The sequence below is a fragment of the Streptomyces sp. NPDC058457 genome, from assembly GCF_042720695.1.
Taxonomy (GTDB): Bacteria; Actinomycetota; Actinomycetes; order Streptomycetales; family Streptomycetaceae; genus Streptomyces.
In genome coordinates, this window is the sequence record NZ_JBHXLU010000002.1 from 316,032 (window position 1) to 341,152 (window position 25,121).

Here is a 25,121-nt window from a genome sequence, read left to right on the forward strand (position 1 = left end):
CGCGGTCAGGCGACGGGGGTGTGCAGGCTGGCGGGCGGTTCGGGGTAGCAGCGGGGGTCGTCCCAGAGAAGCTGTACGTCCCTCGCCCAGTGCCCGTCGGGGTCGGTGGCCGCCGCCTCCTCCCGCAGGTGCCAGATCCGGCGCGGGAGTTCGGCCGGGGGGACGCCGGCGACCTGCGGGCCGAGGGCGTCGAGGAAGTCGCTGCCCGGGCACGGGCCCGCGTGGTCGGTGCTCGCGCAGCCGGTGCGCGGCCACAGGAGCACCGGGACCGGGAAGTTCACGCCGGTCTCGAAGTGCTCCGGGGCCGCGGCGGGCGGGGCGCCGAAACCCGCCAGGCCGGCGTCCGCGTCCCGCAGGCGTTTGCGCAGGCTGAGCGGGCGCTCGGCACTGCCGCAGTCGACCCGGTGCAGTACCGCCTTCCCCGGACTCCGCTCCAGGGCCCGCCACCGGCCGGCCAGCTGGTGGCGCAGCCGCGCGCTGCGGTGCCGGGAGCGGTCGGTCACCACCAGCGGGTGCGCGCAGCCGAGCGGGGTGGAGTCCTCGGGGCCGCACTCCCAGTGCGCGACCGGCTCGTTCAGCCACTCGCGGGGCAGTACGAAGGTGAGCAACGCCTCGGCGTCCTGGGCGAGATGGCCGAAGGCGTCGTCGACGTGCTGCTGGACGTACGTCCGCACGTCACCGCGCGGCAGCCGCGCCACGCCCACCGGCCGGCGCTGCCCCTCCCGGTACGCCGACACCCGCACCGTGACCTGGTCCTGGCCCTCGCCGCTGCGCTCCAGCTCGACGACGATGGGTGCCCAGGCGGCCGCCCGCGCGGGTGCCGGAGGCCGCGGCTCAAGCAGCGCCCGCAGCCGGTCGGCGAACCTCGGCACCGCCTCCGGGTCGTCCACCTGCCACTGCACGTACGCGGCCGCGTCCCGCAGCGAGGCGAACCCGTCCGGGGGCGGATCCGGGGCGAAGGGGCCCGTCGCGTCCCGGTAGAGCTGGTCGGGACGGCAGTCCAGGCCGGCCTCCTCGGCCCGCCGCACCAGCGCGTGCAGCAGCCCTGTCGCGGCCGGGGTGTCGGTCTCGGCCGCCGGGACCAGCGCGCCCAGGTCGTACCAGTAGCGGGCCATGACCTCCGTCGGCAGCATCCGCCCGATCCGGACGTCCGCCTCCTCGGAGGCCTGCACGACCATCCCGACCACCCGGTCGTCCGGCAGCGCCAGGGCCGCCCCGCTGAACCCGCCCGCCAGCGGCTGCCCGTGCGCCGAGGCGGCCTCCAGCTGGAGCCACTCGTCGGCGATCAGCGTCCGGGACACGGCACGGTAGCGGGCCTGCACCCCTTCGCCGTAGCCCTCCGGGAAGCCGTACGCGACCAGGTGCGCCCCGCCCTGCTCCGCTCCCGGCGGCGCGAACCGGGCCGGCGGTAACGGCACTTCGCGGTCCAGTTCGAGTACGGCGAGATCGCCCGGGTCGGTCCAGCCGCCCGCCCAGCCGCCGTGCACGGCCACGGTCGCGGTCAGCCCGCCCAGGTCCCGGCGGTTCGGGAAGCTCACGGTCAGCGGCGCCGACTCCCGGTCCTGGACGACATGCGCACAGGTCAGCACCGTGCGCGGGGCGACGAGGAAGCCCGCCCCCGAGATCGCGCCCCCGCACTCGATCCGGGCGTGCCAGGCAGCGCGGCTCATGTCGCGTCGGCAGCCCCGGAGGCCCAGCTCAGCCGTACCACCAGCTGCCCCTCGGCCGCGCCCTTGGCGATCACGGCGCCCGCCTCCGCCGTCAGCTTCACGCCGAACTCCAGCTCCACGGAGTCGGGTTGCAGGGCGCCGTCCCGGAAGACCCGCAGCGCGGACTGGGCCGCCGCCCGCACCCCGTCCAGGGCGCCCTCGAAGGAGCGGGTGGCCTGGGTGACCGGTCCCGCACCGCCGTCGCGGGACACCGGACGGCTGCCGGGCACGCTGTCGGCCGACTCCACGACGACGACGGCGCCGTCCTCGGTCTTGAACTCCATCATCCTCGCCATGACGCCCCCGGCTCCCCCGTGTACTCCGACCCCGTAACCGGCCCATTGTCACCGAAGGCGGCGGCCCGTGTCTGCCCGCCGCGACGGAAACCGCCCGGACGTGCCGTTTCCGCACCATCGCCCAACGCCTGTGCGGTACAGGCCCCGTGACACTTTTTCGGAACGACCGACGATGGTCGGACGGGTGAGCGGGTGGGGCAGCGCCCCGCAGGGGCGCGGGGAACTGCGCGACCAGCCCCCACGGACCCGCAGACGACCACGATGGGCGGGCGGATGGGCGGACGGGTCGGGGCGGGGCAGCCGGACGCGCGGTCGAGCAGAGCGGCGGGCGGGAGGTCAGCCCGGTGGCAGGGGTGCGGCGGAGCCGGTCGTGGCGTGGTCCACGATGCCCCGGACCACCCCCAGTTCCACCAGGTCCTGGGGCCGGATGCGCAGTTGGCCGGCGGTGGTCTCGGTCTGCTCCGGGGGCCGCTTCAGGATCGCCGCCGCCAACTCGGGTGCGATGACGGAGAAGTAGCTGTCCGGCGTGGCCCAGGTGCTGTCCGGTGCGGCCAGCGCCAGCGCCCCGCCCGAGCCGCCCTCGCCGATGACGAGGGTGGTGATCGGCGTCCGGGCCGCCGCGACCTCGCCGAACAGCTCCGCGATCGCGGCGCCGGCGCCCTGCCGTTCCGCCTCGGCGTCGTTCGCGGCGCCCGGGGTGTCGACGAGGGTCAGCACGGGGATCCCCAGCCGGTCCGCGAGCCGTATCAGGCGGGATGCTGTGCGGTATCCGGCGGGCCTGGTCGCCGTCCCGGTCTGCGCGGCGAAGGCGACCGTACGGCCGTCCTCCCGCTCGCCGAAGCCGCACAGCATCCCGCCGGGGTCCGCCCCGCCGCACCGGTCGCCGACCAGGGCGACCCGGCGGGTGAAGTAGGCGTCCAGGTAGGCGTCGGCGCGCGGGCGGTGCGGGGCGCGGGCGCGCCGGACGGCCTCCCAGCCGGTGGCGGGCAGCGCGGTGCCGCCGAGGGCGGCCGGCGGGTCGGCGGGTATCGGGGCGGGGGCGGTCAGCAGCCGCAGCCACAGCCCGAGCGATGCCCTCAGATCCTCCAGGGGCACCACGGCGTCGGCCGCCCCGGCCGCGAACTGCGCCTCGGCCGTGTACGCGGCCGGATCGGCGTCCGGCGGGCGGACCCGGGAGCCGGCGAAGCCCACCTGGGCGCCGGGCAGGGCCAGGACGACATCGGCGCCGGCGCCCAGGGTCGCCCAGCCGCCGCCGGTCGTCGGGTCGCGCAGGACCGCGATCTGCGGCAGCCCCGCCTCCCGGGTGAGCGCCGACTGGCGTGCCACCCGCTGGAGTTGGGAGAGGGCGAGCATGCCCTCCTGCATCCGGCTGCCGCCGGTGGCGACCAGCGGCACGACCGGGAGCCGGTGGGCGCGGGCATGGACGTACGCCGCCTCCAGCCGGTCCCCGGTGCGCTCGCCGAGCGAGCCGCCGAGGAAGCCGAACTCGAAGGCGATCAGCACGGCCGCCGTGCCCTCGACCTGCGCGGTGCCGACGACGACGGACTCCTCCTCGCCGGTGCGCTCGGCGGCGCGGGCGCGCGAGGCGTCGTACCCCTGCCAGCCGAGCGGGCCGTCGGGCGGCGACTGCCGTGCCGGGTGCGGGAGTTCGGCGAAGGTGCCGGGGTCGGTGACGAGGCCGAGGACCTGCCGGGCGGAGAGCCGCTCGGGTGCCGGCCCGGATGCCGGCTCAGGCACCGAGGGCCCGCTTCATGATCTTCCCCATGTCGTTGCGGGGGAGGGCGTCCAGGTAGTGGACGACCCGGGGCCGCTTGTGCGGGGCGAGCCGCGCGGCGACATGGTTCGCCAACTCCTCGGCGGACGGCGGTGCCTGCGGGTCGGCCGGGACGATCCAGGCGACGATCCGCTCGCCCAGGTCCGCGTCCGGCTCCCCGGTGACGGCGGCCTCCCGCACCCCCGGGTGCTCCAGGAGCGCGTTCTCGATCTCACCGGCCCCGATCTTGTAACCCCCGCTCTTGATCAGGTCGGTGGCCTTGCGCCCGACGATCCGCACATAGCCGTCCGGCTCCCGCACGGCCATGTCACCGGTGCGGAACCAGCCGTCGGCGGTGAAGGCGGCGGCGGTGGCGTCGGGCCGGTTGAGGTACTCGGTGAACAGGTTCGGGCCACGCACCTGGATCTCCCCGACGGTCTCCCCGTCGAACGTAGTGATCGCCGTCCCGTCCTCCTCCACCAGCCGCAGCTCCACCCCCGGCAGCGGCACCCCCACGGTCCCCGCCCGCGCCTCCCCGTCGGCCCTGACGCTGGTGTTCATCAGGGTCTCCGTCATGCCGTACCGCTCGACGACCCGCCGTCCGGTCGCGGCCGCGATCCGCTCGTGGTCGTGGACGGGCAGCGCGGCCGAGCCGGAGACCAGCAGCCGGGCCCGGCCGAGCGCCTTCGCAAGCCCGGGGTCGGCGGGCAGCGCCTCGGCGATCCGGTGGTACATGGTGGGGACGCCGAAGAGCATGGTCGCGCCGTCGTTCAGTTCGCGGGTGACCCCGTCGGTGTCGAACCGCCCGAGGTGCCGGACGGAGCCGCCGCGGCGCAGCGGCCCGAGGATCCCCAGCACGAGCCCGTGCACATGGAAGAGCGGGAGGCCGTGCACGAGGACGTCCTCGCCGGTCCACTGCCAGGCGTCGGCGAGCGCGTCCAGGGTGGCGGCGAGCGCCCGGCGCGGGATGACGGCGCCCTTGGGCGGGCCGGTGGTGCCGGAGGTGTAGACGACGAGGGCGGGGTCGGCCTCGGCGGTGCGGTCCTCGGGCACCGGGCCGACGGCCTGCGCGTCGACGTCGATCCGCGCCAAGTCCGCCAGCGCGGCAGGGAGTCGGACACCCGGGGCGGCCAGAACGACGGCCGGCGCACTGTCGGAGAGGATGTGTGCGAGTTCCTTCTCGCCCGACTTGGGGTTGAGCGGTACGGCCGCCCGGCCGGCGAGCAGGGTGCCGACGACGGCGACGGCCGTCTCCAGTTCCGGCGTCGCCCACACCGCGACCCGGTCGGCGTCCTGGACCCGGCCCGCGACGGCGCCGGCCGCGGCGGCGAGCTGCCCGTACGTCAACGACCGTGCGCCGAACCGCAGGGCCACCTGCTCGCCCGGACCGTCCACCAGGGCCGGAAACAGAAGGGACACGCGACGACTCCTCACCGATCGGAACCTCGACAACCTCTTCCTACACCAGGTACCGCCCTCCGAGGGCACCCACTCGCACTCCACCCCACGACCTTGATCACACCGCCGGGGCGAGGCCGGGGAGACCGGTGCGGGCATCGGCCGGTGCCGTGGACGTCATGGCGGACCTTCTGCCGGGCGGAGCGAGGGCCGTGGGCAGGGCCGAAGCGAGCCCGGGGGACGGCGTTCTCGGTAGGGGTTGTGGGCCGGGGTGGGGTGAGTTCGGGGGTGGCGTTCTTGGTGGGGGTTGTGGGCCGGGGTGGGGTGAGCCGGGAGGCGGCGTTCTCGGTGGCGGCCGTGGGCCGTGGCGGGGCGAGCCCGGAGGCGGCGTTCTCCCTTCGTGGCCCGCCCCCTCCGGCCTTGCCGTCGGCCGAGGCGGGGGCGGGTCCCGGACGGCTTTCCGTCCGGTCGGATCTCGTCCTTCCTCGGCCTCTTATCGGGCCGAGACGGGTGGGTGGGCGGGCAACACGACGTCGGCCACCACCGCGCTCACGTTGTCGTCCCCGCCCGCCGCGTTGGCGGCCTCGACCAGTACCCGCACCGCGTCCCCAGGCTCGCCCCCGCTCAGCAACTCCCGGATCCGCTCGTCGGACACCGCCCTGGTCAGGCCGTCCGAGCACAGCAGGTACCGGTCGCCGGCCCGGGCCTCGTGCAGTTTCAGGTCCGGGGCGTCGGCGGTGCCACCCGGCAGGGCCTTCGCCAGCAGCATCCGCTGCGGATGGCTCTCGGCCTCTTCCGGCGTCAGCCGGCCCTCGTCGATCAGCGACTGCACCACGCTGTGGTCGTGCGTGATCCGGAACAGCTCCCCGTCCCGCAGCAGATACCCCCGCGAGTCCCCGATGTGCACGAGGGCCAGCCGGGACCCGGTCCACAGCAGCGCGGTGAGCGTCGTACCGACCTCCGTGCCCCCTTCCGTACTGCCCTCTGCCACCTGCCGCACGGCCTCGTCGGCCGACCGCACCGCGTCCTCCAGGAGATTCAGCACGTTCCCCGCCGAAAGCTCCGCGTCCTCCAGGGACTTCAGCGCCGCCACGGCGGCGGCACTGGCCGACTCCCCGGCCGGCCCGCACCCGTCGGCGACGGCCAGCAGCCGGCGCCCCGCGTACGCGGTGTCCTGGTTGGACGGCCGGACATGCCCCCGGTCCGAATGGGCGGCGTAACGCAACTCCAGCATCTTCGTCGTGTCCCTTCTCGATTCACCGGACAGGTGGTCGACGAGGAACGCGGCCAGGTCCCGCCGTACGGCGGTCTCCGTCTCGACCCGGGCCCAGTACGCGCGCACCTCCCGGGCGGCCGGGCCGGCGGGCAGCGCGCACACCTCGCGGATCCGCGTCAGCGGCATGCCCAGCCGCCGCAGCCAGGCCACCAGCCGGGCGCGTTCCAGCTGCGCGTCGGCGTAGTACCGGTAGCCGGTCTCCGGGTCGACCCGGGCGGGTTTCAGCAGGTCCAGCTCGTCGTACAGCCGCAACGCCTTCGGCGACAGCCGGCAGGCCCTCGCGAAGGCCCCGATGGTCAGCCACTCCATGCCGTCTCCATGCCGTCTCCATGCCCGTGCCTCGTGTTCCTCGACGTCCGCCACCGATGCTGGGGCTTCACCGAAGGTGAAGGTCAACAGGGCGGCCGCGGTTGCGGTATGGCCGGTACGGATGGTTAGCCTGCGACCGAGCGGAAACCAGCCGTCATCACGACAAGGGAGCCCCACCGTGCCCCGCATTGCCCTCGCCACCTACGACCCCGGCGCGGAACCGAGCAAGGACCGGGACCTGCCGGTGCTGCTGCGGGCGCTGGCCGACGCGGGGGCCGAGGCCGTCGCCCGGCCGTGGGACGACCCCGGGACGGAGTGGGGCGACCACGACCTGGTCGTCCTCCGTTCCACCTGGGACTACGCCTGGCGTACGGACGAGTTCCTGCCGTGGGTGGAGCGGGTGGGGAAGGCGACCCGGATCGCGAATCCGGCGGAGGTCGTGCGCTGGAACACCGACAAGCGGTATCTCGGTGATCTCGCGGCGGCCGGTGTGCCGGTCGTACCGACCCGGTATCTGGCACCCGGCGATCCCGCGGAGCTGCCGTCCGACCGCGACTTCGTCGTCAAGCCCACCTTCGGCGCCGGCGCCCGGTTCGCCGCCCGCTACACGCCCGCCGAGCACGGGACGGCCGTAGGGCACCTCGCCCGGATGCACGAGGAGGGGCTGACCGCGATGGTCCAGCCGTACGTCTCCGGCATCGACGTCAGCGGGGAGCGGGCGCTGCAGTTCTTCGGCGGGCGGCTGCTGCACGCCAGCCGCAAGCGGGCGGTGCTCACGCCGGGCACGGCGTACGACGCGGACAAGGTCGCCCACCCGGAGCTGGAGAGGTGGACCCCGACCCCGGCCGAAGTCGCCGTCGCGGAGCGCGCGCTGGCCGCCGTACCGGACGCGCCCGAGCTGCTGTACGCCCGGGTGGACCTGGTCGACGGGGCGGACGGGCAGCCGCAGGTGATGGAGCTGGAGCTGGTCGAGCCGAACCTGTTCCTGTTCCTGCACCCCGGGTCGGCGGACGCCGTGGCGGCGGCGATCCTCAGCGCGGCCCGTCGATGACCGCGGTGCGCTGGAGCAGGCCCCAGGTGAACTCGGCGACCACCTGACGGCCGTCGGGCACCTTGAAGGTGAGCCCCCAGCGGGTCGGGGCCGTGCCCTCCAGTGGGCGGGCGGGGGCGAAGGCGCGGGCGGCCTCGTCGACCGTGCAGGACCAGGGGGTCAGGTCGTCGAGGGTCTCCAGTCTCGGGGCGGGGGCGCCGGGGGCGCGGACCAGCCACTCGTTCCAGACCGCGCCGCCGGGGGCGACCATGACCTCGAAGCGGAGGGTGGGCCAGAGGGGGAGCGGCCACTGCCAGGCCGCGCACTCCAGGTCGCCCACGGTCCGTTTCGTCTCGGACGCGGGCGGGCCGAGGACCGAGCGGTAGCGGGCCGCCGCCGAGCGGGACCGGGGCGAGCGGGCCATCGCCTGCCAACGCTTGTTGGCCTCCCGCATGTCCGCGATCGAAGCGCCCAGTGTGCGCCGGGCGTCCTCGACCAGGTCCGGGTTGTGGTCGGCCATGCGGCGCAGCAGCACCAGCTGGAAGTCCAGTTGCATGGCACCCATGGTGCACATGTGGTGCACGTGCTTGGGTGCCTGCTTGGGTACGGCTGGTTCCCGGCCATTGCCCGCGGAATCCCAGATGGTTAGCCTGTGTTCGTCATGCCGATCGCCTGTTGATATCTCGAACGGTTCCGCAGCTCCGACGCGCGCCGCACCGATATCTGGCGCCTAGACCCAAGGGAGGGGGCCGGACGTGGGACGCCTCGTGCCTGCCGTGACCCGGGCTCTCGACATTCTTGAGCTCTTCCTCGACGGGGACGGGACTCTCTCCGCCCCCGACATAGTGCGCAAACTCCAGCTGCCGCGGACCACCGTGCACGAGCTGGTGACCACGCTCTCCGCCCGGTCGTACATCGTGCCCGTACCCGGACAGCCCGGACGCTACCGGCTCGGTGTCCGTCCGTACCAGCTCGGCAGCCGATACGCCGAGCAGCTCGACCTCGCCGCCGAGGGCCAGCAGGTCGCCCGGTCCGTCGCCGAGACCTGCGACGAGACCGTCCACGTGGCGATCCTCGAAGGCACCGACGTCATCTACATTGCCAAGGTCGACTCCACGCACGCGGTGCGCATGGTCTCCGCGGCCGGCCGCCGGCTGCCCGCCCACTGCACCTCGGTCGGCAAGATGCTGCTGGCCTCGCTGCCGGAGCCGGAGCTGACCGCGCGCATCCCGGACGACGCCGACCTCGTCGCGATGACCCCGAACAGCATCACCGAGCCGGGCGCCCTGCGCGAGGCCCTCGCCGGGATCCGTGCGCGCGGTGTGGCCGTGGAGAGCCGCGAGTCCAACCCGGACGTCTCCTGCGTCGCCGCGCCGGTCCGCGACCGTACCGGCCAGGTCGTCGCGGCGCTGTCCATCTCCGTTCCGATGATCCGCTGGAGCGACGAGCGCCGGGACGAGCTGGAGCAGCTCGCGGCCAAGGGCGCCGCCGAACTCTCCGAGCGCCTCGGTCACCGGAGCGTGGCGTGATGACGACGGCGTACGAGGTCGCGGTCGCCGCGGAGGCGACGCTCGGCGAGGGCCCGACGTGGGACGCGGCGACCGGCCGCCTGATCTGGATAGACGTCCTGGGCTCGCGGATCCACAGCTACGACCCGGCCACGGGCGGCCGTACGGTCCGCACCACCGAACAGCACGTCGGTGCGGTCAAGCCGCGCGCGGGCGGTGGCCTGGTCCTCAACCTCCGGGACGGCGTCGGCCTCCTCGACCCCGACGACACGTTCCGCTGGCTGCACCGCGAGCCGGTCCCCGGCCGCCGCGCCAACGACGCGGCCGTCGCCCCCGACGGCTCCCTGTGGGCCGGCACGATGCGCTACGACGAGGCGACCGGGGGCGGCACGCTGTCCCGGGTGTCGCCCGACGGCACGGTGACGACGTTGCTGCCGGACGTCACGGTCAGCAACGGCACGGGCTGGAGCCCGGACGGCCGCCACGTCTACTACGTCGACACGCCGACCCGCCGGGTGGACGTCTTCGACTACGTCGACGGACTTCCCGTCGAGCGCCGCCCGTTGGTGACGATCGAGGAGAGCGCCGGCTTCCCCGACGGCCTGACGGTCGACGCGGACGGCTGTGTGTGGGTGGCGCTGTGGGGCGGGGCGGCGGTACGCCGCTACACGCCGACGGGCGAGCTGGACCGGGTCATCCCCCTTCCCGCCACGCTCACCACAGCCTGCGCGTTCGGGGGCGCCGATCTGACCGACCTGTACGTCACCACGGCCCGGGTGGGGCTGGACCGGCCGCATCCGACGGCGGGGTCCCTGCTGGTGATCCCGGGGGCCGGGAAGGGCGTGGCCCAACCGGCGTTCCAGGGCTGAGCGCCCTGAAGGGGCGCGGGGAACTGCGCGACCAGCCACGACGGCGCCGCAGATGCTCGACTGTCCGGCGTGGCAGGGTCGTCTTTCGCCTGCGGGCGAGTGGGGGCCGGCCGCGCAGTTCCCCGCGCCCCTGACGGGGCGCTACAGAACCCCCGCCGCCTTCAGCTCCCCTGCAGTCAACGGCGGTCCGGTCAACGCCGGTTTCAGCGGTCCCACCAACGATGCCAGCACCACACTCGGCGCCATCAGCACCTCCGCCCCCCGCTCCAGAGCCGTCACATCCGTGACCCGCCGCGCGATCCGCCCGTTCCCGGTCGCCGTGTACATCAGCCGCCCGACGTACGCCTGCGCCAACCGCTCCCGCAGCGTCGGCCCGCCCTCCGTCGCGCCCGGGTAGAACACGTCCAGCCCCGTCGACAGATCCCACGCCGCCCGCACCGGCCGACTCACCGCCTTTTGGAGCGAGAAGGCGAGTCCGGGCGAGGCCCAGCCCTGACGCTGCATCACGGTCCTTACCGCGAGCGCTCCTTGCGCCGCCACCGACATCCCGTGCCCGTACACCGGATTCAGCGCGCACACTGCGTCGCCGAGTACGACGAGGTTCTCCGGCCAAGCCTGCATGCGCTCGTAGAAGTGGCGCCGGTTGGCCGTCGTGCGCGTCACCGTGACGCCGGTCAACGGCGTGGCGTTCGTGAGGAGTTCAGCGATGACGGGGTGGGCCAGTTCCTCCCGGGCGTACCTCAGGAAGTCGTCGGCGTCCGCGCCCGGTGCGCCGTCCCGGCGGCCGTACAGGGTGACCAGCCACCGGCCGTTCTCGATCGGCATCAGGACGCCGCCGCGGCCCGGACGGCTGCCCTGCGGGCTGCCCTGGAGGTGGACGATGGGGAAACCGGTCCGGGCGGCCTCCTCCGGGGCCAGGAACAGCCGGCTGGCGTAGGCGATACCGGAGTCGACCTCGCGGAACGCGGGTGCGGGCAGTCCGAGTTCGGTCAGCCAGGCCGGCGTGCGGGAGCCGCGGCCGGTCGCGTCGACGACCAGCCCGGCGGCCAGCTCCCGCTCCGCGCCGCCGTCGAGCGCTCGTAGCCGTACCCCCGTCACCGCCTGGTGCGTGCCGGTCAGCGCCACCGCCTCGGTGCGTGCCAGCAGTTCGATCCGGTCGTCGGCCAGCACCTGCTCGCGTACCACCGAGTCCAGCAGGTCCCGGCTGCACGGCAGCACGAACGCCGACTCGTCCCAGCGCCGGAACCAGCCCTGCGGGGACAGCGCCACCATGTCCGTGGTCACCGGCAGCCGCCGCACGCCCGCCGCCTGCAGCCGCTCGACCGTGCCGGGCAGCAGCTCCTCCAGGGCGCGTGCCCCGCCGGACCACAGGTGGTGGACGTGCCGGGCCTGCGGGAGCCCCTTGCGCGGTTCGGGGCCGGCGGACAGCGCGTCCCGTTCGACGACCACGACCCGGTCCGCGAACGGCACGAGGGCGTGGGCGGCCAGCAGGCCGGCGAGGGAGCCGCCGAGGACGACGGCGGTGCGATTACTCATGGACGGCGCTCTCTGCGGGGATGGCTGTGACGGCCGCACGCATGCGGACCGCCTCGATCTCGTCGGGGTGGCGCAGGACCCGGGACACCGCCCCGATCTCCTGGAGGAGGTGGGTGGCGTCCGGGCCGCCGGCCGTGTCGGCAGGTTCGGGGGTACGGCCCCGGGTGCCGACGGCGTCCAGGATGCTGACCGCGGACGCCAGCGCCCGGGCCCGGTCGGGAGGGTGGCCGAGGTCGACCGCGGCGTCGTAGGAGCGCCGGTCGAGGTCCCCGTCGATGTGCCGGGTGAGGGGCAGCAGCACGTCTCGGATGAAGGTCTCGCGCCTGGTCAGCCGCAGCTCGGGCGTGGCGCGGAGGGCGAAGGGGACGCGGTCGCCGTGCACGGTCCGGGTCAGCTGGTACAGCGGCCGCAGCTCGCGGTGGGCGAGCCGGACCCGCCAGCGCTCGTGCAGGTACTGGCCGGCGTGCGGGAGGATGAAGCCGACGGCGATGTTGATCGCGGACAGGGCGGCGACGGGCGGGGCCAGGTCGGTGCTGAGCCAGTCCAGGTCGCGGCCGCACCAGCGGGCGGCGACCGCGACCAGCTTGGCCGCGTCGAACATCAGGTTCAGGACGTAGCCGACGCCGAGCAGTTTCAGTCCCCAGCGCAGCCAGGCGTCGAGGCCCTCGGTGCGCACCCAGTTCCAGATCAGCCATGAGGTGATCAAGCAGGCGATCGAGTGGGCGACGAGGTAGAGCAGGATCTCCTCGCGCATGAACGGGGTGTTGGCGTAGTACGTGTCCAGGTCCTGCAGTCGCTCCACGGGCGTGTCGGCGAGCGCGAAGAGCAGCCACAGGGCGGCGATCACCCCGGAGTAGACGGCGACCACCCAGCGCATCGCCCGCCGGGTGGCGGCCGAGCGGTCGGAGAGGCCGTTGCGCCAGGCGATGATCAGCAGCAGACAGGAGCCGCAGAACGCGGTGAGCAGCGAATAGCACCAGGGCGCCGAGATGTTGGGGACGCCGGTCCACCGGTTCACGGCGGCGATCGTCGACGGGGTGCAGAACACGAACACTCCGCAGGCGAGCAGCAGCAGGCCGCCGACCGCGCGCAGCAGCGGGTCGCGCCAGAGCCGGATGATGGTGGGCAGCTTGATGACCAGGGCGGTGGTCAGCACTGCGGTGGGGATCCAGAAGGAGATGTAGAAGTCGCTGAGGAACCGTGCGGGTTCCAGGGCGGACGAGGTCGGCGTCACCGTGCCGCTCCGCCGTGCCCGCGGTAACCGAGGGACCGCTGGAGCGGGTCGGGCTGGGGCCGGAGGGGGTCGAGCGCGGGGCGGCGCGGACTCTCCACGTACGGCCTCAGGGCGGTAGCCAGCCGGTACCCGAAGTCGTCGGCCTCGGCCTCGTCGGTCGCCCGGGAGCCATCGCGCGCGGCCACCGTCAACGCGTTCTCCCGCCAGTCGGGTTGACCGGCCAGTGCGCGGACCGCCGCCGGGCCGGCCCCGTGCTGCTGGTGGTGACCGGCGTGCAGATGCCACAGTTCATGCCCGAGGATGACCAGTTGCTGCACGGCCGCGGCCCGCTCCTCGACGATGACCAGATCGAAGTCCTGGAACTCCACCCACAGTCCGGTGACCTCGATCTCGTCCGGGAACCGCTCGAAACGCAGCTCCACCGGCCGTCCGCCGCGCAGTGCGGTCATCTCCTCGCACAGGGCCCGGCACACCTCACGCACCCCGGCCGGCGGCTGCGGCCGGGCGCGGACGGCGGCGGTGAGGCCGGCGGCGAGCCGGCGCATCTGAGCGGTCGGCCGGGAGCGCCGTGCCCCCGTGTCCGGCCGGGAGCGCCGCAGCCACGCGGCGATCGGGGCCCACCGGTGCCGCGCGCCGGCCAAGTCCATCGCTCCCCCTTCGCACCGCCCCGACGGCGGTCACCGCGCTGCGTCGGCCCGTCCGAGACTACGCGTCCGGGGGCGGTAGTTCGAGCGGTAGTTCACGTGAGAACAACTGCTCGATACAGGAAAGTCACGCCGGACCCATTGACGCGCAAGCGCTTCGATTTTACGGTCCCGTTCGAAGTTACGAGCGTGAGCCGATATATCGAACAAGAATGACGAGTGCGATCACGAGCACCACGGATCCCGAAGACAAGGGCAGGCAATGGCATGGGACGACCTGGCCTCGGTCGCAGGCAACTACTGGGCACGGCGGGAGGGCTGGCGGTGGCGGCGAGCTTCGGCTTCGCGGCCCTCGGCACCGGCGCCGACGCACTGACATCGAGCGCGCGCACCCGCGTCCGCTACTGGAACCTCTTCTCCGGCGGCGACGGCGCCAACATGCAGGCCATGGTGGACGCCTTCCACGCGGCCCACCCCGACACGGACGTCAAGGCGTCCACGCTCACCTGGGGCGACCCCTACTACACCAAGCTCGCCATGGCGGCCGCCGGCAACCGCGCCCCCGACCTGGCCGTCATGCACCAGGGCCGGGTCACCGGCTTCGCACCCGGGCGCCTCCTCGACCCCTGGGACATCGGCAAGCTCGCCGAACACGGCGTCCGCGAGGCCGACTTCAACCCCACCCTGTGGAAACGCGGCGTCGTCGGCGGCGAGCTGTACGCCCTGCCCCTGGACGTCCACGTCCAGCTGAACTTCTACCGCAAGGACGTCTGCCGGAAGGCGGGCCTGCTCGACGCGGACGGCAGACTGCCGCACGCCGCCTCCGAGGACGACTGGTTCGCCATGCTCAAGGCCGCCAGGTCGAAGCTCAAGGGCGGCCTGCAGACCCTCGGCATGCACGCCAACGACCAGAACTTCTCCTGGTGGTTCTTCGTCGCCTTCTACCAGCAGCTCGGCGGCGGCTACTTCGACGCCGACCAGACCGGCGTCGTCTTCGACACCGACAAGGCCACCCGGGTACTGGAGTTCCTCCGCAGGCACGTCACCGACGGCTACGCGATCGCGGGCTCGGACGACGCCGCGATGTTCCTGGCCGGTGCCCCCTTCGTCTGGGAGGGCGACTGGTCGGTCCCGGTCTACACCCCCGCGAAGATCGACTACGGCGCCACGCCCCTGCCCCCGGTCTTCGGCACCCCCGGCACCCACGCCGAGTCCCACTCCTTCGTCCTGCCCCACCAGGCCGGCCGCGGCGGCGCCGCGAACGAGGGCGCCTACGCGCTCGCCGCCTACCTGGTGAGGAACGCGGCGACCTGGGCCCAGGGCGGTCACGTCCCCGCCTACCTGCCGACCTTCGAGGACCCGGCGTACACGAAGCTCTCACCGCAGCGCGAGTACTCCCAGGACGCCATGCGGCACCTCGCCACCGAGCCGCACATCTGGTTCGCGGGCTCCACCGGCACCCTCTCCAAGCGGGTCGGCCCGCTCATCGCCGGTTCCAACCTCGGCTCCACCAGGCCCGACGCCACCGCCCGCGCCATGAAGAGCGCCCTGGAGGCCCTGCTGGCCTCGAAGAACCCGATGGACGGCAAGACCGCCGCCCAGGAGCTGAAGGGAGCCGGCGCATGAGCTCCACCGCCTCCACCACGGCCGTCCCCGCCGCCCCGCGCGTGGCACGCACCGCCACCGGCACCGACACCCTGCGCCTGCGCTGGGGCCGCCGCCTCCAGCACGGCGGCTGGTTCGTCACCCCGTTCTTCGTCCTGTACGGCCTCTTCGTCCTGGTCCCGATCGTCCGCGGCCTGTACCTGTCCTTCACGGACGCCAACATCTCCGGCGACCACACCAGCTTCATCGGCCTGGACAACTACCGCGAGGCCCTCCAGGACGACCTGGTCTGGCAGTCCCTGTGGCACAGCGTCAAGTTCACCCTCTGGGTGGTCCCGCTGATCGTCGTCATGGCGCTCCTGATGGCGCTGATCGCCCACCACACCGTCCACTTCAAGTGGCTGTGGCGGTTCAGCTTCTTCGCCCCGTTCCTGCTCCCGTCGGCCGTCGTGGCCAACCTCTGGTACTGGCTCTTCCAGCCGGTCAACGGCCTGGTCAACCACACCCTCGGCCTGGACACCCCCTGGCTCACCCAGAAGTCCACGGCCCTGCTCGCGAGCGTCATCGCGACCCTCTGGTGGACCGTCGGCTTCTCCTTCCTCCTCTACCTGGCCGCCCTCCAGAACATCCCCCGGCACCTCTACGAGGCGGCCGAACTGGACGGCGCGAACGCCTTCCAGCGCATGGTCCACATCACCGTCCCCAACCTGCGCAACATCACCGGCCTGGTCATCGCGCTCCAGATCCTGGCCTCGCTCCAGGTCTACGACCAGGTCGTCATCATGTTCCAGTTCGGCTCGGGCCCCGAGAACTCCACCCGCACCTTCGTGCAGTACATGATCGAGCAGGGCTTCACCAGCTACCGCGTGGGCTACGCCTCCGCGATCTCCATGATCCTCTTCATCATCGTCGCGGCCGTCGCCCTCGCCCGGATGCTGCTGCTGCGCACCCGCGAGGAGGCCACCCGATGAGCAGCACCACGCCCCGCGCCGTCCGCAGGCCGCGCTCCACCTGGACCCCGCCCCAGATCGCCCTCACGGCGATCGCCGCCGTCCTTTCCCTCCTCTGGATCGCCCCGCTCTTCTGGGCCCTGTCGACCTCGCTCAAGACCTCCACCGAGTCGGTCGCCTCCCCGCACTGGATCCCGGACCACGTCACCTGGGACTCCTGGAAGGGCATCTTCGACGCCGGCAACATCCCCGACTGGTTCGTCAACTCGGTCGTCGTCTCGGTCTGCGTGACCTTCGTCGTGCTGCTCGTCGCGTCCCTCGCCGGATACGGCTTCGCCCGTACCGAGTTCCGGGGCAAGGGCGTCCTGCTCTCGCTCACCATGGCGGGCCTGATGTTCTCCCCGGCCATCCTCGGTGTCCCGCTGTTCACCACGGTCCAGTCGCTCGGCATGGTGGACACCTACTGGGGCATGATCCTCCCCCAGTGTGCCCCCGCCGCGATGGTCTACATCCTCTACAAGTTCTTCCAGTCGCTGCCCAAGGAACTGGAGGAGGCCGCCTTCATCGACGGCGCCGGCCGCTGGCGCATCTTCTTCACGATCGTCCTCCCCCTCTCCAAGCCGTCCCTCTCCGCGGTCGGCATCTTCACCTTCATAGCCTCCTGGAACAACTTCCTGTGGCCGTACATGGTGACCAACAACCCCGACCTGATGACGATGCCGAACGGCATCGCGACCGTGCAGAACGCCTTCGGTATCGTCTGGCCGCAGCTGATGGCCGGCGGCCTGATCGCGGGCCTCCCGCTGATCATCGTGTTCGTCTTCTTCCAGAGCCAGATCGTGCGCGGCGTGGCCCACACGGGCCTGGCCGGCCAGTGAGGAGCCGGAGTTGAAGCGCTTCCCCAGACTCGCCACCCTGCTTGCGGCCGCGACCCTGGCACTCCTCCCCACCACCGCCTCCGCGGCCACCACCTACCCCGACCCCCTCCCCCTGACCGGCCAGCAGATCATCCACGACCCCACCGTCCACCACCTCAAGGACGGCCAGTACGTCGCCTACTCCACCGGCGGCATCATCGGCGCCCGCCTCTCCACGAACCTCCACGACTGGACCGACGCGGGCAACGCGTTCACCACGCCCCCGAGCTGGTGGTACGACTACAACTCCACCGCCGACCCCTGGGCCCCCGACCTCTCCTACCGCGACGGCCGCTACTGGCTCTACTACGCGGTCTCCTCCTGGGGCACCAACCACTCCGCGATCGGCGTGGCCACCTCCCCGACGGGCCTCCCCGGCACCTGGACCGACCACGGCGCCGCCTTCGCCTCCGACACGACCGACTCCTGGAACGCCATCGACCCGGCGCTGGTCCGAGCCGACGGCAAGCTCTGGATGGCGTTCGGCTCGTACTGGACCGGCATCCGCATGGTGCAGCTGAACCCGCACACGGGAAAGGCGGTCCCCGGCGCCACGGTCCAGCAGTTGGCCACCCGCCCGGACGCCCCCTACGCGGTCGAAGGCGCCTCGATCCTCCACCACGGCCGCTACTACTACCTCTTCGCCTCCTACGACGCCTGCTGCGCCGGAGTGAACTCCACCTACAAGATCAGGGTGGGCCGCTCGACGTCGGCGACGGGCCCGTACGCCGACAGCACGGGGAAGCCGATGCTGGAGGGCGGCGGAGACCTGCTGCTGGCGAGCCACGGCAGGTACACAGGCCCGGGCGGCGAGTCGACGTTCCGCACCCACGGCAGGACCTGGCTGGCGTACCACTACTACGACGCGGACGACAACGGAACGCCAAAGCTAGGGCTTAACCCCCTGAGCTGGACAAAGGACGGCTGGCCCAGCTTGCTTTAGGGGCGCGGGGAACTGCGCGAGCAACCACGAACCACCCGCACCCGCCCACGAAACACAAGTCACCCACCCCCGAAAGGCGAAAATTGCGCACCGCCCGCTTCACCCTCGACCCCGCCTTCACCATCGGCGAAGTCAACCCCCGGCTCTTCGGCTCCTTCGTCGAGCACCTGGGCCGCTGCGTCTACACCGGCATCTTCGAGCCCACCCACCCCACGGCCGACGCCGAAGGCCTCCGCACCGACGTCCTCGACCTCGTCCGCGAACTCGGCGTCACCACCCTCCGCTACCCCGGCGGCAACTTCGTCTCCGGCTACAAGTGGGAGGACTCGGTCGGCCCGGTGGAGGACCGCCCGCGCCGCCTCGACCTCGCCTGGCGGTCGACGGAGACCAACCGCTTCGGACTCGGCGAGTACATCGCCTTCCTGAAGAAGGTCGGCCCGCAGGCCGAGCCCATGATGGCGATCAACCTCGGCACGCGGGGCGTGGCGGAGGCCCTGGAACTCCAGGAGTACGCCAACCAGCCCTCCGGAACCGCCCTGTCGGACCTCCGCGCCGCCCACGGCGACAAGGACCCCTTCGGCATCAGGCTCTGGTGTCTGGGCAACGAGATGGACGGCCCCTGGCAGACCGGCCACAAGACCGCCGGGGAATACGGCCGCATCGCCGCCGAGACCGCCCGCGCCATGCGCCAGATGGACCCGTCCGTGGAACTGGTCGCCTGCGGTTCCTCCAGCCAGTCCATGCCGACCTTCGCCGAGTGGGAGGCGACGGTCCTCGCGGAGACGTACGACCTGGTCGACTACATCTCCCTGCACGCCTACTACGAGCCTCAGGACGGCGACGTCGACTCCTTCCTGGCCTCCGCCGTCGACATGGAGTCCTTCATCGAGAACGTGGTCGCCACCTGTGACCACGTGGGCGCCAGGCTGAAGTCCCAGAAGAAGATCAACCTCTCCTTCGACGAGTGGAACGTCTGGTACACCTCGAAGTGGCATGCGATCGAGAACTCCGACGCGCGGGACTGGCCCGAGGCCCCCCGCCTCCTGGAGGACAACTACAGCGTCCTGGACGCGGTGGTCTTCGGCTCCCTCCTCATCGCCCTGCTCCGCCACGCCGACCGCGTCACGGTCGCCTGCCTGGCCCAGCTGGTCAACGTGATCGCCCCGATCATGACGGAGCCCGGCGGCCCTGCCTGGCGCCAGACGACGTTCTTCCCCTTCGCCCAGGCGTCCCGGTACGGCAGGGGCCGGGTCCTGGACGTACGCGTGGACTCACCGACGTACGACACGAAGCAGTACGGCGAGACGAGCCTGCTGCACGCGACGGCGGTCAGGGCCGAGGACGGCACGGTCACGGTCTTCGCCGTGAACCGCAGCCGGACGGAGACGCTGCCGCTGGAAGTGGCCCTGAGCGGCCTGGACCTCACGCAGGTCACGGAACACAGCGTCCTGTCGGACGAGGACCCCGACGCCCGCAACACCTTGGAGGAACCGGAGCGGGTGACCCCTCACCTGGCCGAGGGCACGTCTCTGAACAGCGGCACTCTCAACGCCGTTCTGGAACCCCTCTCCTGGAATGTGATCCGACTGACGTAAGGGTCAACGCGCCCCCTTGGGGGCGCGGGGAGCTGCGCGACCAGCCCCCACCGGCCCGCAGTCAACGGCCGGGGGAGACCACCGAAGTCACCGGCACTCCCCCTGCCGCACTCCCCAGCAACTCCAGCCGCACAACCCCCGGCCCGAACTCGCTCGTGCCATCCGAAAGCACAGCCAGGGCCAACGTGTTCGAGCCCCGAGTCCGCAAGATCCCGTTCGGCAGCACGAACGTATGCTGCGGCCCCACGTCATTGACGTACTGCCCCAGGTTCCACCCGTTGAGGAAGATCTGCACCCGGTAGGCCCGCGCCGGATCGTCCTCCAGCACCAGCCCCACCGAAGCATCCACCCCGCCCGGCACGGACATCCGGAACCCGGTCCGGTACCAGGTGACCCCCATCCCCTTGTCGGAGCGGGGAAGCGCAACCGCCTCCCACCCGCCGTCCGCGAACCCGGGCAGGTGCCATCCCTCCCGCTCCCCGTACAGCCCCCCGTTGTTCTGCGGCCCGCGCACCGGATCCGCGGCGACCGTCCCCTGGATCCGCCAACCCACCTTCGGCGAGGCGCCCTTGAAGGAGACGGCGGTCAGCCCGCGCGCCACCTTGTGGGTGTCCAGCGAGCCGCCGTCCATGTCGTGCTGCATCCGCCGCACCAGCACGGACAGCACATGCTGCGGCTTCCTTCTCTGCTTCTTCTTCACCCCGGCGACGGAGAACTCGGCCGTGGCCGCCCAACTCCCCTTCCGCACCGTCTTCGCGTCCGGCACCGGCATCCGGTGCGAGCCCAGCGGAACCCCGTCCAGCCAGGCCATCAGCATGCCCTGGGTGCCGGTGCTGTAGGCGAGGGAGACCGACTCCAGGTCCGACAGGTCACCGTCCACCCGGCCCCGGTACCAGACGTCCCCGTAGTGGAAGCCGTAGTCGTCGGCGAAGAGCACCGGCTGACCGGCCGGGACCGCCGTCGTGCTGAACGACGTCTTCTTGTCGGCGACCGTCCACGCCGAGTCGTCGAAGCCGGTCGCCGACTCGGGGTTCTCGGCCTTCCGGCGCCAGTCGGCAAGGGCCGGCAGCGCAGGCCGCGGCGCCCCCGGCATGTCCGACAGGGCGACCAGGCTCTCCGAGAGGCTCACCCGCGTCGGTACCGGCCGCCCGTTCCAGGTGACCGAGGTGATCCCGCGGGGTCCCCAGACCTCCAGGCCGGTCGGGCCGACCGTGTCCCCGGTGAGCCGGACGGCCGGCCCGTCGAGCTTGGCGTGGCGCAGCAGCGCCGGACCGTAGACGAGGAGCGTGCCGGACGGGGTGTCGTACGGGAACAGCCGGAGCGCCGTCGCGTCGTCGGCGAAGAGCAGGAGCAGCGGGGTGTCGCTCTCGCCGCGCTGGACCAGGACCCGGGTGAGTCCGCCCTGCCCGAGCGGGGCGGTGACGTGCAGGACGCCCTGGTCGTAGACCCAGGCCGCCTCGGCGTCGAGGCGCTGGACGAAGGGCTCGGCCGGGCACTCCAGGACCAGGTGCGCCATCTCGCCGTACCGGCCGGTGAACAGGGCGATGTCCTGGCGTCCCGCGGTGAGCACGAACATCGGCTGCGCGGTGCAGTAGCGCAGCTTCCGCTTGCCGAGGGAGAGGCCGGTGGTGACGAGCCGGGCGTCCTGGGCCGGGACGGTCAGCTCGACGTCGTCGCCGTCGGCCGTCCGGAGCGTGGAGGTGACCTCGCCGTCGCCGTCGTTGCGCAGGACGTAGAAGTGGGCCTGGGTGTCGGGGTTGGTGAGGTGGTACGCCTTCAGCCCGGACACGTGGACGTCGGCCGCGCGGTCCAGCTTCGCGAAGTCCGGGACGCGCTGGAGGAGGTGGCCGAGCTGGTGCATCGGCGCGATCTTCGGCGTGACGTTGCGGGCCTCGTCGATGGCCGCGCCGTAGTCGTACGACGTGTAGACGACCGGTGCCGGCAGCCAGCCCCAGGTGGTCCCGCCGTAGGTCATGTAGACGTTGTGGAGGGTGAGGCCGTTGGCGAGGTTGGTGAGGTAGAAGCGGCGCTCGTAGGCCGCGTCCCGGGTGCGCCGGGACTCGGCGTACCCCTTGCCGCCGAACTCGACCCCGCCCCACGGGTCGAACCAGCCGCCCCCGAACTCCGGCACGAAGCCGGGCGTACGCGGGCTCGCGGTCGCGCCGCCCTTGAGGCCGCCGATCCCGAAGTCACCCCAGTCCGGGGCGGGTTGGGAAGGCGACGGATAGCCGTCGAAGCCGTACAGCCACTTGCCGGTCTCGCCGCCGGTGTCGAAGGAGCCGGGGATCCAGTAGCCGTTGCGGCCCTTGTCGTTGTGGAAGAGGGGGACGTCGATGCCGTCGGCCCGCACCTTCTTGTACAGGTGGGACATGTAGGCGGGGCCGGTCGGGTCGGCGACGTGGCCGTCGTACTCGTTCTCGATCTGGTAGAGGAGGACGGTTCCGCCGCCGTCGGTGAGCTGGTGGCGGCGCACGATGCGGTTGACGGCCGTCAGCCACTCGTCGACATGGCCGAGGTAGGTCGGGTCGGTGGAGCGGGCGGCGCCCTCGGTGGCAGTGAGCCAGCCGGGGAAGCCGCCGGCGTCGACCTCGGCGTTGATGTAGGGGCCGGGGCGGAGGATGACGTACAGCCCGGTCTCGGCCGCCGTGCGGAGGAAGAGATCGAGGTCGCGTACGCCGGTGAAGTCGTACTCGCCGGGGGCGGGGGAGTGGTAGTTCCACGCCACGTAGACGCTGACCGTGTTGTAGCCGTGCGCCCGCATCTTCTCCAGGACGTCCCGCCACAGGGACGGGCTCGGGAGGCGGAAGGGGTGCATCTCGCCGGACCAGACCACCAGCCGCCGGCCGTCGACGAGGAGGGAGTGGTGGTCGTAGCCGATCGTGTGCCGCCGCCCGTCGGCGTGCGGCGCGGCGGGGGCCGGGCCGGTCGGCACGCTGCGCGCCGCGTACGCCGAGGGCGCTCCTGGCCCGCCGCTGCCGCCCAGGGCGAAGCCGAGCGCGGCCGAGCCGGCGAGGGCACTGAAGGTACGTCTGCTGAGCGCCAAGGGATCCTCCCGGGCGATCTTACGGGGCGCGAGTGCGGCCATTGTCCACGGGAGGACGCCCCACAATGGACGCATGAGGATCTCGGCACGAGCGGATTACGCGGTACGGGCGGTACTGGAGCTCGCCGTACGGCAGGGGGAGGGCCCTGTGAAGGCGGAGGAGATCGCCGGTGCGCAGGAGATTCCGCACAAGTTCCTGGAGGGCATTCTGGGTGACCTCCGGCGCGCCGGGATCGTCGACAGCCGGCGTGGCGGGGGCGGCGGCTACCGGCTGGCGCGGGACGCGTCCGCGATCACCGTGGCGGACCTGATCCGTGCGGTGGACGGCCCGATCGTCTCGGTACGGGGGGAACGCCCGACGGGTCTGGCCTACACCGGCACCGCCCAGCCGCTGCTGCCCCTGTGGATCGCGCTGCGCGCCAACGTCCGCAAGATCCTCGAAGGCGTCACGGTGGCGGACATCGCGGCGGACGCGCTGCCGGATCCGGTGCGGGCGCTGGCCGCGGAGCCGGCGGCCTGGGAGAACCCCTGAGGCCCTCGCGGGCTGTGAAATCCGGGACTGTGAATGGCCGGAGTTCGCCCTGACCCCTCCGCGTGGGGGTTCCTACGATTCGAGCGCCCCGGTCTTCACAGGAAGCACACAGATTCTTCAAAGGTGAACTACAGAGGTGAGCCACGGAGGGCCGCGGGCGTAACCCCCCACCGATCACCGAAGTGGAGAAACCATGGGACCCAGGAGACGCGGACTCCTGCTCGGCGGAGCGCTCGCCGCGCTGCTCACCGCCGGGCTTCCCGCCCAGGCCAAGGCCTCGTCGTCGCCGGTCTTCGACGACCCGCCGCCGGACAAGATCGTGATCAACGTCGCCACGGTGAACGGCTCCGGCTGTCCGCAGGGGACCACCGCCGTCGCCGTGTCCGAGGACAACGAGGCCTTCACCGTCACCTACAGCGCCTATCTCGCCCAGGCCGGCGGCAACTCCGACCCCACCGCCTTCCGGCGCAACTGCCAGCTCAACCTGGTCGTTCACGTGCCGGGCGGCTTCACCTACGCCATCGCCAGCGCCGACTACCGCGGTTTCGCCTCGCTCCAGTCGGGCGCCATCGGTACCCAGCGCGCCTCGTACTACTTCCAGGGCTCGTCCAACACCGCCGCGGCGAGCCACCCCTTCAGCGGCCCCTACAACGACAACTGGCAGGCCACCGACACCAACGACTGGGCCCAACTGGTCTGGGCGCCCTGCGGAGTCCAGCGCAACTTCAACATCAACACGGAGCTGCGGGTGAACGCCGGGAGCGCGAACCCCGGCAAGGTCAGCTTCATGACCATGGACTCCACCGACGGCGACATCAGCACCGTCTACCACCTGGCCTGGAAGCAGTGCCCGGGCAAGTAGCCCGACCAGCTGGTCCGGCCCCCGGCTCCGGGGTCGGTCACGGGCTCCGGGTCGGTCACAGGCTCCCGGGCCGGACCAGTCCGGTCCGCTTGACCCCGCTCAGGATCGGCGTGACCTCCATCGTGGAGACGTGTTCCAGGGCGCCGATCGTGTCGCTCAGGAAGCGGTAGAGCGCGTCGAGGTCGGTCGCCGCGACGGCCACGAGCAGGTTGGCCGAGCCGGTGGTGGCCGAGGCGAAACGGACCTGTGGATGGCGGCTCAGCCGCCGGCCGGTCTCCTCCAGACGGCCGGGGGCGACCGTCATCCACAGCAGCGCCTCGGTACGGATGCCCAGCCGGGCGAGATCGACCTCGGTCGCGAGCCTGACGACCAGGCCGCCCGCCAGCGCCTCCAGGCGCCGGCGGGCGGTCAGGGCACTGATGCCGGCGCGGTGCGCGAGCTCCGTGTAGGAGGCCCGCCCGTCCTCGACCAGCCCGGCGATCAGCTGGTGGTCGACGGGTGCGAGCGAGGGGCGCGGGGCGGCCTCCGGCAGGTCCTGGCGCAGACCGGCCAGCTCCTCCGCCGACAGCAGGCCGCCGCTCCAGCCGAAGCCGGCCGGGAAGACCCGCAGCAGCGCGTGCGAGGTCCACGACTGGACGGCGGCGGTGGCCGGCAGGTCGCGCAGCAGCAGGTTGTTGCGGGCGTCCGGGCCGTCCAGGAACAGGATGGTGCAGATCTCGTCGCCGCCGCCGAGCACGTCCACCCAGATCGTGTCGGGGCGGCGGGCCAGGGTGGCGGCGATGGCGCTGATCCGGTTGGGCTTGCACCGGATGCGCAGGGCCAGCGGGATCAGGTCGGGGAAGCACACCGGGTTGCGGACGGCCGTGGCCCGCAGCGTGCCGTCGTGGTAGAGCGGCGCGGCCCGCCGGACCACGGTCCGCTCCGACATCCCGAGGACCCGGCCGACGGTGCGCCACGAGGCGCGCGGGGAGGCCAGCATCGCGGCGGCGATCCGGCTGTCGGTCTCGTCCAGCTGATGGCGTGCTTTCTCCATAATCACGGATCATATGGCCTGTATTCGCGATTCGAAGCCCGCTTTCTGGCTCGTTTCCGTGCTCTCGGTGAGGATCGGT

21 protein-coding genes are annotated in these 25,121 nt (G+C 72.4%); 10 read left to right on the forward strand and 11 right to left on the reverse strand.

Features of this window, described 5'->3' with window-relative positions; genetic code table 11:
- Positions 1-5: 5 nt before the first annotated feature.
- The 5 genes from ACFWPS_RS03240 to ACFWPS_RS03260 form a co-directional block, all read right to left on the reverse strand.
- Positions 6-1,670 (reverse strand): trypsin-like peptidase domain-containing protein, encoded by a 1,665-nt coding sequence (locus ACFWPS_RS03240; RefSeq protein ID WP_383700316.1) that lies wholly within the window; start codon positions 1,668-1,670, stop codon positions 6-8.
- The gene (locus tag ACFWPS_RS03245; RefSeq protein WP_383700319.1) at positions 1,667-2,005 is read right to left on the reverse strand and encodes a CU044_2847 family protein; all 339 of its coding nucleotides are present in this window, start codon (positions 2,003-2,005) and stop codon (positions 1,667-1,669) included. The genes ACFWPS_RS03240 and ACFWPS_RS03245 overlap by 4 nt, the downstream gene beginning before the upstream one ends.
- A gap of 336 nt (positions 2,006-2,341) precedes the next feature.
- A complete protein-coding gene (locus ACFWPS_RS03250; protein WP_383700322.1) occupies positions 2,342-3,742 on the reverse strand; it encodes a carboxyl transferase domain-containing protein in 1,401 nt (466 codons plus the stop codon).
- On the reverse strand, positions 3,735-5,177 hold the full coding sequence (locus ACFWPS_RS03255; protein WP_383700325.1) for an acyl-CoA synthetase: 1,443 nt from the start codon (positions 5,175-5,177) through the stop codon (positions 3,735-3,737). Before ACFWPS_RS03255 ends, ACFWPS_RS03250 begins: the two co-directional genes overlap by 8 nt.
- A 472-nt stretch (positions 5,178-5,649) precedes the next feature.
- The gene (locus tag ACFWPS_RS03260) at positions 5,650-6,741 is read right to left on the reverse strand and encodes a MerR family transcriptional regulator (RefSeq protein WP_383700328.1); all 1,092 of its coding nucleotides are present in this window, start codon (positions 6,739-6,741) and stop codon (positions 5,650-5,652) included.
- 178 nt (positions 6,742-6,919) lie between these two features.
- On the opposite strand from ACFWPS_RS03260, the gene ACFWPS_RS03265 reads away from it, so the two are divergent.
- Positions 6,920-7,792, forward strand: coding sequence for a RimK family alpha-L-glutamate ligase (locus ACFWPS_RS03265; RefSeq protein ID WP_383700331.1), 873 nt, complete (start codon positions 6,920-6,922; stop codon positions 7,790-7,792).
- Here the strand turns inward: ACFWPS_RS03265 and ACFWPS_RS03270 are convergent.
- A complete protein-coding gene (locus tag ACFWPS_RS03270) occupies positions 7,773-8,327 on the reverse strand; it encodes a hypothetical protein (RefSeq protein WP_383700334.1) in 555 nt (184 codons plus the stop codon). The genes ACFWPS_RS03265 and ACFWPS_RS03270 overlap by 20 nt on opposite strands.
- 199 nt (positions 8,328-8,526) lie before the next feature.
- On the opposite strand from ACFWPS_RS03270, the gene ACFWPS_RS03275 reads away from it, so the two are divergent.
- Together ACFWPS_RS03275 and ACFWPS_RS03280 are read left to right on the forward strand one after the other, a co-directional pair.
- On the forward strand, positions 8,527-9,300 hold the full coding sequence (locus tag ACFWPS_RS03275; RefSeq protein ID WP_383700337.1) for an IclR family transcriptional regulator: 774 nt from the start codon (positions 8,527-8,529) through the stop codon (positions 9,298-9,300).
- Complete coding sequence (locus tag ACFWPS_RS03280; protein ID WP_383700340.1) at positions 9,300-10,148, forward strand: SMP-30/gluconolactonase/LRE family protein; 849 nt, start codon at positions 9,300-9,302, stop codon at positions 10,146-10,148. Before ACFWPS_RS03275 ends, ACFWPS_RS03280 begins: the two co-directional genes overlap by 1 nt.
- A 141-nt stretch (positions 10,149-10,289) precedes the next feature.
- Here the strand turns inward: ACFWPS_RS03280 and ACFWPS_RS03285 are convergent, their stop codons facing one another.
- The 3 genes from ACFWPS_RS03285 to ACFWPS_RS03295 are packed head-to-tail and all read right to left on the reverse strand — an operon-like array spanning position 10,290 to position 13,565.
- A complete protein-coding gene (locus tag ACFWPS_RS03285; RefSeq protein ID WP_383700343.1) occupies positions 10,290-11,684 on the reverse strand; it encodes an NAD(P)/FAD-dependent oxidoreductase in 1,395 nt (464 codons plus the stop codon).
- Positions 11,677-12,918, reverse strand: a complete 1,242-nt coding sequence (locus ACFWPS_RS03290) for an MAB_1171c family putative transporter (RefSeq protein WP_383700346.1) — start codon at positions 12,916-12,918, stop codon at positions 11,677-11,679. Before ACFWPS_RS03290 ends, ACFWPS_RS03285 begins: the two co-directional genes overlap by 8 nt.
- Positions 12,915-13,565 (reverse strand): toxin-antitoxin system, toxin component family protein, encoded by a 651-nt coding sequence (locus tag ACFWPS_RS03295; RefSeq protein ID WP_383700349.1) that lies wholly within the window; start codon positions 13,563-13,565, stop codon positions 12,915-12,917. The genes ACFWPS_RS03290 and ACFWPS_RS03295 overlap by 4 nt, the downstream gene beginning before the upstream one ends.
- Positions 13,566-13,829: 264 nt before the next feature.
- Here ACFWPS_RS03295 and ACFWPS_RS03300 point away from each other — a divergent pair, with 264 nt between their 5' ends.
- The 5 genes from ACFWPS_RS03300 (at position 13,830) to ACFWPS_RS03320 (ending at position 19,572) form a co-directional block, all read left to right on the forward strand.
- Positions 13,830-15,188 (forward strand): extracellular solute-binding protein, encoded by a 1,359-nt coding sequence (locus tag ACFWPS_RS03300; protein ID WP_383700352.1) that lies wholly within the window; start codon positions 13,830-13,832, stop codon positions 15,186-15,188.
- Positions 15,185-16,138 carry a carbohydrate ABC transporter permease gene (locus tag ACFWPS_RS03305; RefSeq protein ID WP_383700357.1) on the forward strand — a complete coding sequence of 318 codons (954 nt, stop codon included), beginning with the start codon at positions 15,185-15,187 and terminating at the stop codon, positions 16,136-16,138. Before ACFWPS_RS03300 ends, ACFWPS_RS03305 begins: the two co-directional genes overlap by 4 nt.
- Positions 16,135-16,995: a carbohydrate ABC transporter permease gene (locus ACFWPS_RS03310; RefSeq protein ID WP_383700360.1), complete on the forward strand. Its 861-nt coding sequence runs from the start codon at positions 16,135-16,137 to the stop codon at positions 16,993-16,995. Before ACFWPS_RS03305 ends, ACFWPS_RS03310 begins: the two co-directional genes overlap by 4 nt.
- 10 nt (positions 16,996-17,005) lie before the next feature.
- On the forward strand, positions 17,006-17,977 hold the full coding sequence (locus ACFWPS_RS03315; protein ID WP_383700363.1) for an arabinan endo-1,5-alpha-L-arabinosidase: 972 nt from the start codon (positions 17,006-17,008) through the stop codon (positions 17,975-17,977).
- An 83-nt stretch (positions 17,978-18,060) separates the two neighbouring features.
- A complete protein-coding gene (locus ACFWPS_RS03320) occupies positions 18,061-19,572 on the forward strand; it encodes an alpha-N-arabinofuranosidase (protein WP_383700366.1) in 1,512 nt (503 codons plus the stop codon).
- Positions 19,573-19,633: 61 nt separating this feature from the next.
- Here ACFWPS_RS03320 and ACFWPS_RS03325 read toward each other — a convergent pair whose 3' ends face one another.
- Entirely contained in the window at positions 19,634-22,615 is a 2,982-nt protein-coding gene (locus ACFWPS_RS03325; protein WP_383700369.1) for a beta-galactosidase, read from the reverse strand.
- A 73-nt stretch (positions 22,616-22,688) separates the two neighbouring features.
- On the opposite strand from ACFWPS_RS03325, the gene ACFWPS_RS03330 reads away from it, so the two are divergent.
- The gene (locus ACFWPS_RS03330) at positions 22,689-23,147 is read left to right on the forward strand and encodes an RrF2 family transcriptional regulator (RefSeq protein WP_383700372.1); all 459 of its coding nucleotides are present in this window, start codon (positions 22,689-22,691) and stop codon (positions 23,145-23,147) included.
- 193 nt (positions 23,148-23,340) lie between these two features.
- Entirely contained in the window at positions 23,341-24,009 is a 669-nt protein-coding gene (locus ACFWPS_RS03335; RefSeq protein ID WP_383700375.1) for a DUF4360 domain-containing protein, read from the forward strand.
- A 55-nt stretch (positions 24,010-24,064) separates the two neighbouring features.
- Here ACFWPS_RS03335 and ACFWPS_RS03340 read toward each other — a convergent pair whose 3' ends face one another.
- Entirely contained in the window at positions 24,065-25,042 is a 978-nt protein-coding gene (locus ACFWPS_RS03340) for an AsnC family transcriptional regulator (protein ID WP_383700378.1), read from the reverse strand.
- Positions 25,043-25,121: the final 79 nt, after the last annotated feature.

What these genes read in the sequence shown, in the direction of transcription:
- ACFWPS_RS03305 (WP_383700357.1), top strand. Translation starts at nt 15,185, where the DNA reads ATGAGCTCCACCGCCTCCACCACGGCCGTCCCCGCCGCCCCGCGCGTG.
- ACFWPS_RS03260 (WP_383700328.1), bottom strand. Translation starts at nt 6,741, where the DNA reads ATGGAGTGGCTGACCATCGGGGCCTTCGCGAGGGCCTGCCGGCTGTCG.
- ACFWPS_RS03295 (WP_383700349.1), bottom strand. Translation starts at nt 13,565, where the DNA reads ATGGACTTGGCCGGCGCGCGGCACCGGTGGGCCCCGATCGCCGCGTGG.
- ACFWPS_RS03340 (WP_383700378.1), bottom strand. Translation starts at nt 25,042, where the DNA reads ATGGAGAAAGCACGCCATCAGCTGGACGAGACCGACAGCCGGATCGCC.
- ACFWPS_RS03270 (WP_383700334.1), bottom strand. Translation starts at nt 8,327, where the DNA reads ATGCAACTGGACTTCCAGCTGGTGCTGCTGCGCCGCATGGCCGACCAC.
- ACFWPS_RS03335 (WP_383700375.1), top strand. Translation starts at nt 23,341, where the DNA reads ATGGGACCCAGGAGACGCGGACTCCTGCTCGGCGGAGCGCTCGCCGCG.
- ACFWPS_RS03280 (WP_383700340.1), top strand. Translation starts at nt 9,300, where the DNA reads ATGACGACGGCGTACGAGGTCGCGGTCGCCGCGGAGGCGACGCTCGGC.
- ACFWPS_RS03245 (WP_383700319.1), bottom strand. Translation starts at nt 2,005, where the DNA reads ATGGCGAGGATGATGGAGTTCAAGACCGAGGACGGCGCCGTCGTCGTC.
- ACFWPS_RS03285 (WP_383700343.1), bottom strand. Translation starts at nt 11,684, where the DNA reads ATGAGTAATCGCACCGCCGTCGTCCTCGGCGGCTCCCTCGCCGGCCTG.
- ACFWPS_RS03330 (WP_383700372.1), top strand. Translation starts at nt 22,689, where the DNA reads ATGAGGATCTCGGCACGAGCGGATTACGCGGTACGGGCGGTACTGGAG.
- ACFWPS_RS03300 (WP_383700352.1), top strand. Translation starts at nt 13,830, where the DNA reads ATGGGACGACCTGGCCTCGGTCGCAGGCAACTACTGGGCACGGCGGGA.
- ACFWPS_RS03310 (WP_383700360.1), top strand. Translation starts at nt 16,135, where the DNA reads ATGAGCAGCACCACGCCCCGCGCCGTCCGCAGGCCGCGCTCCACCTGG.
- ACFWPS_RS03240 (WP_383700316.1), bottom strand. Translation starts at nt 1,670, where the DNA reads ATGAGCCGCGCTGCCTGGCACGCCCGGATCGAGTGCGGGGGCGCGATC.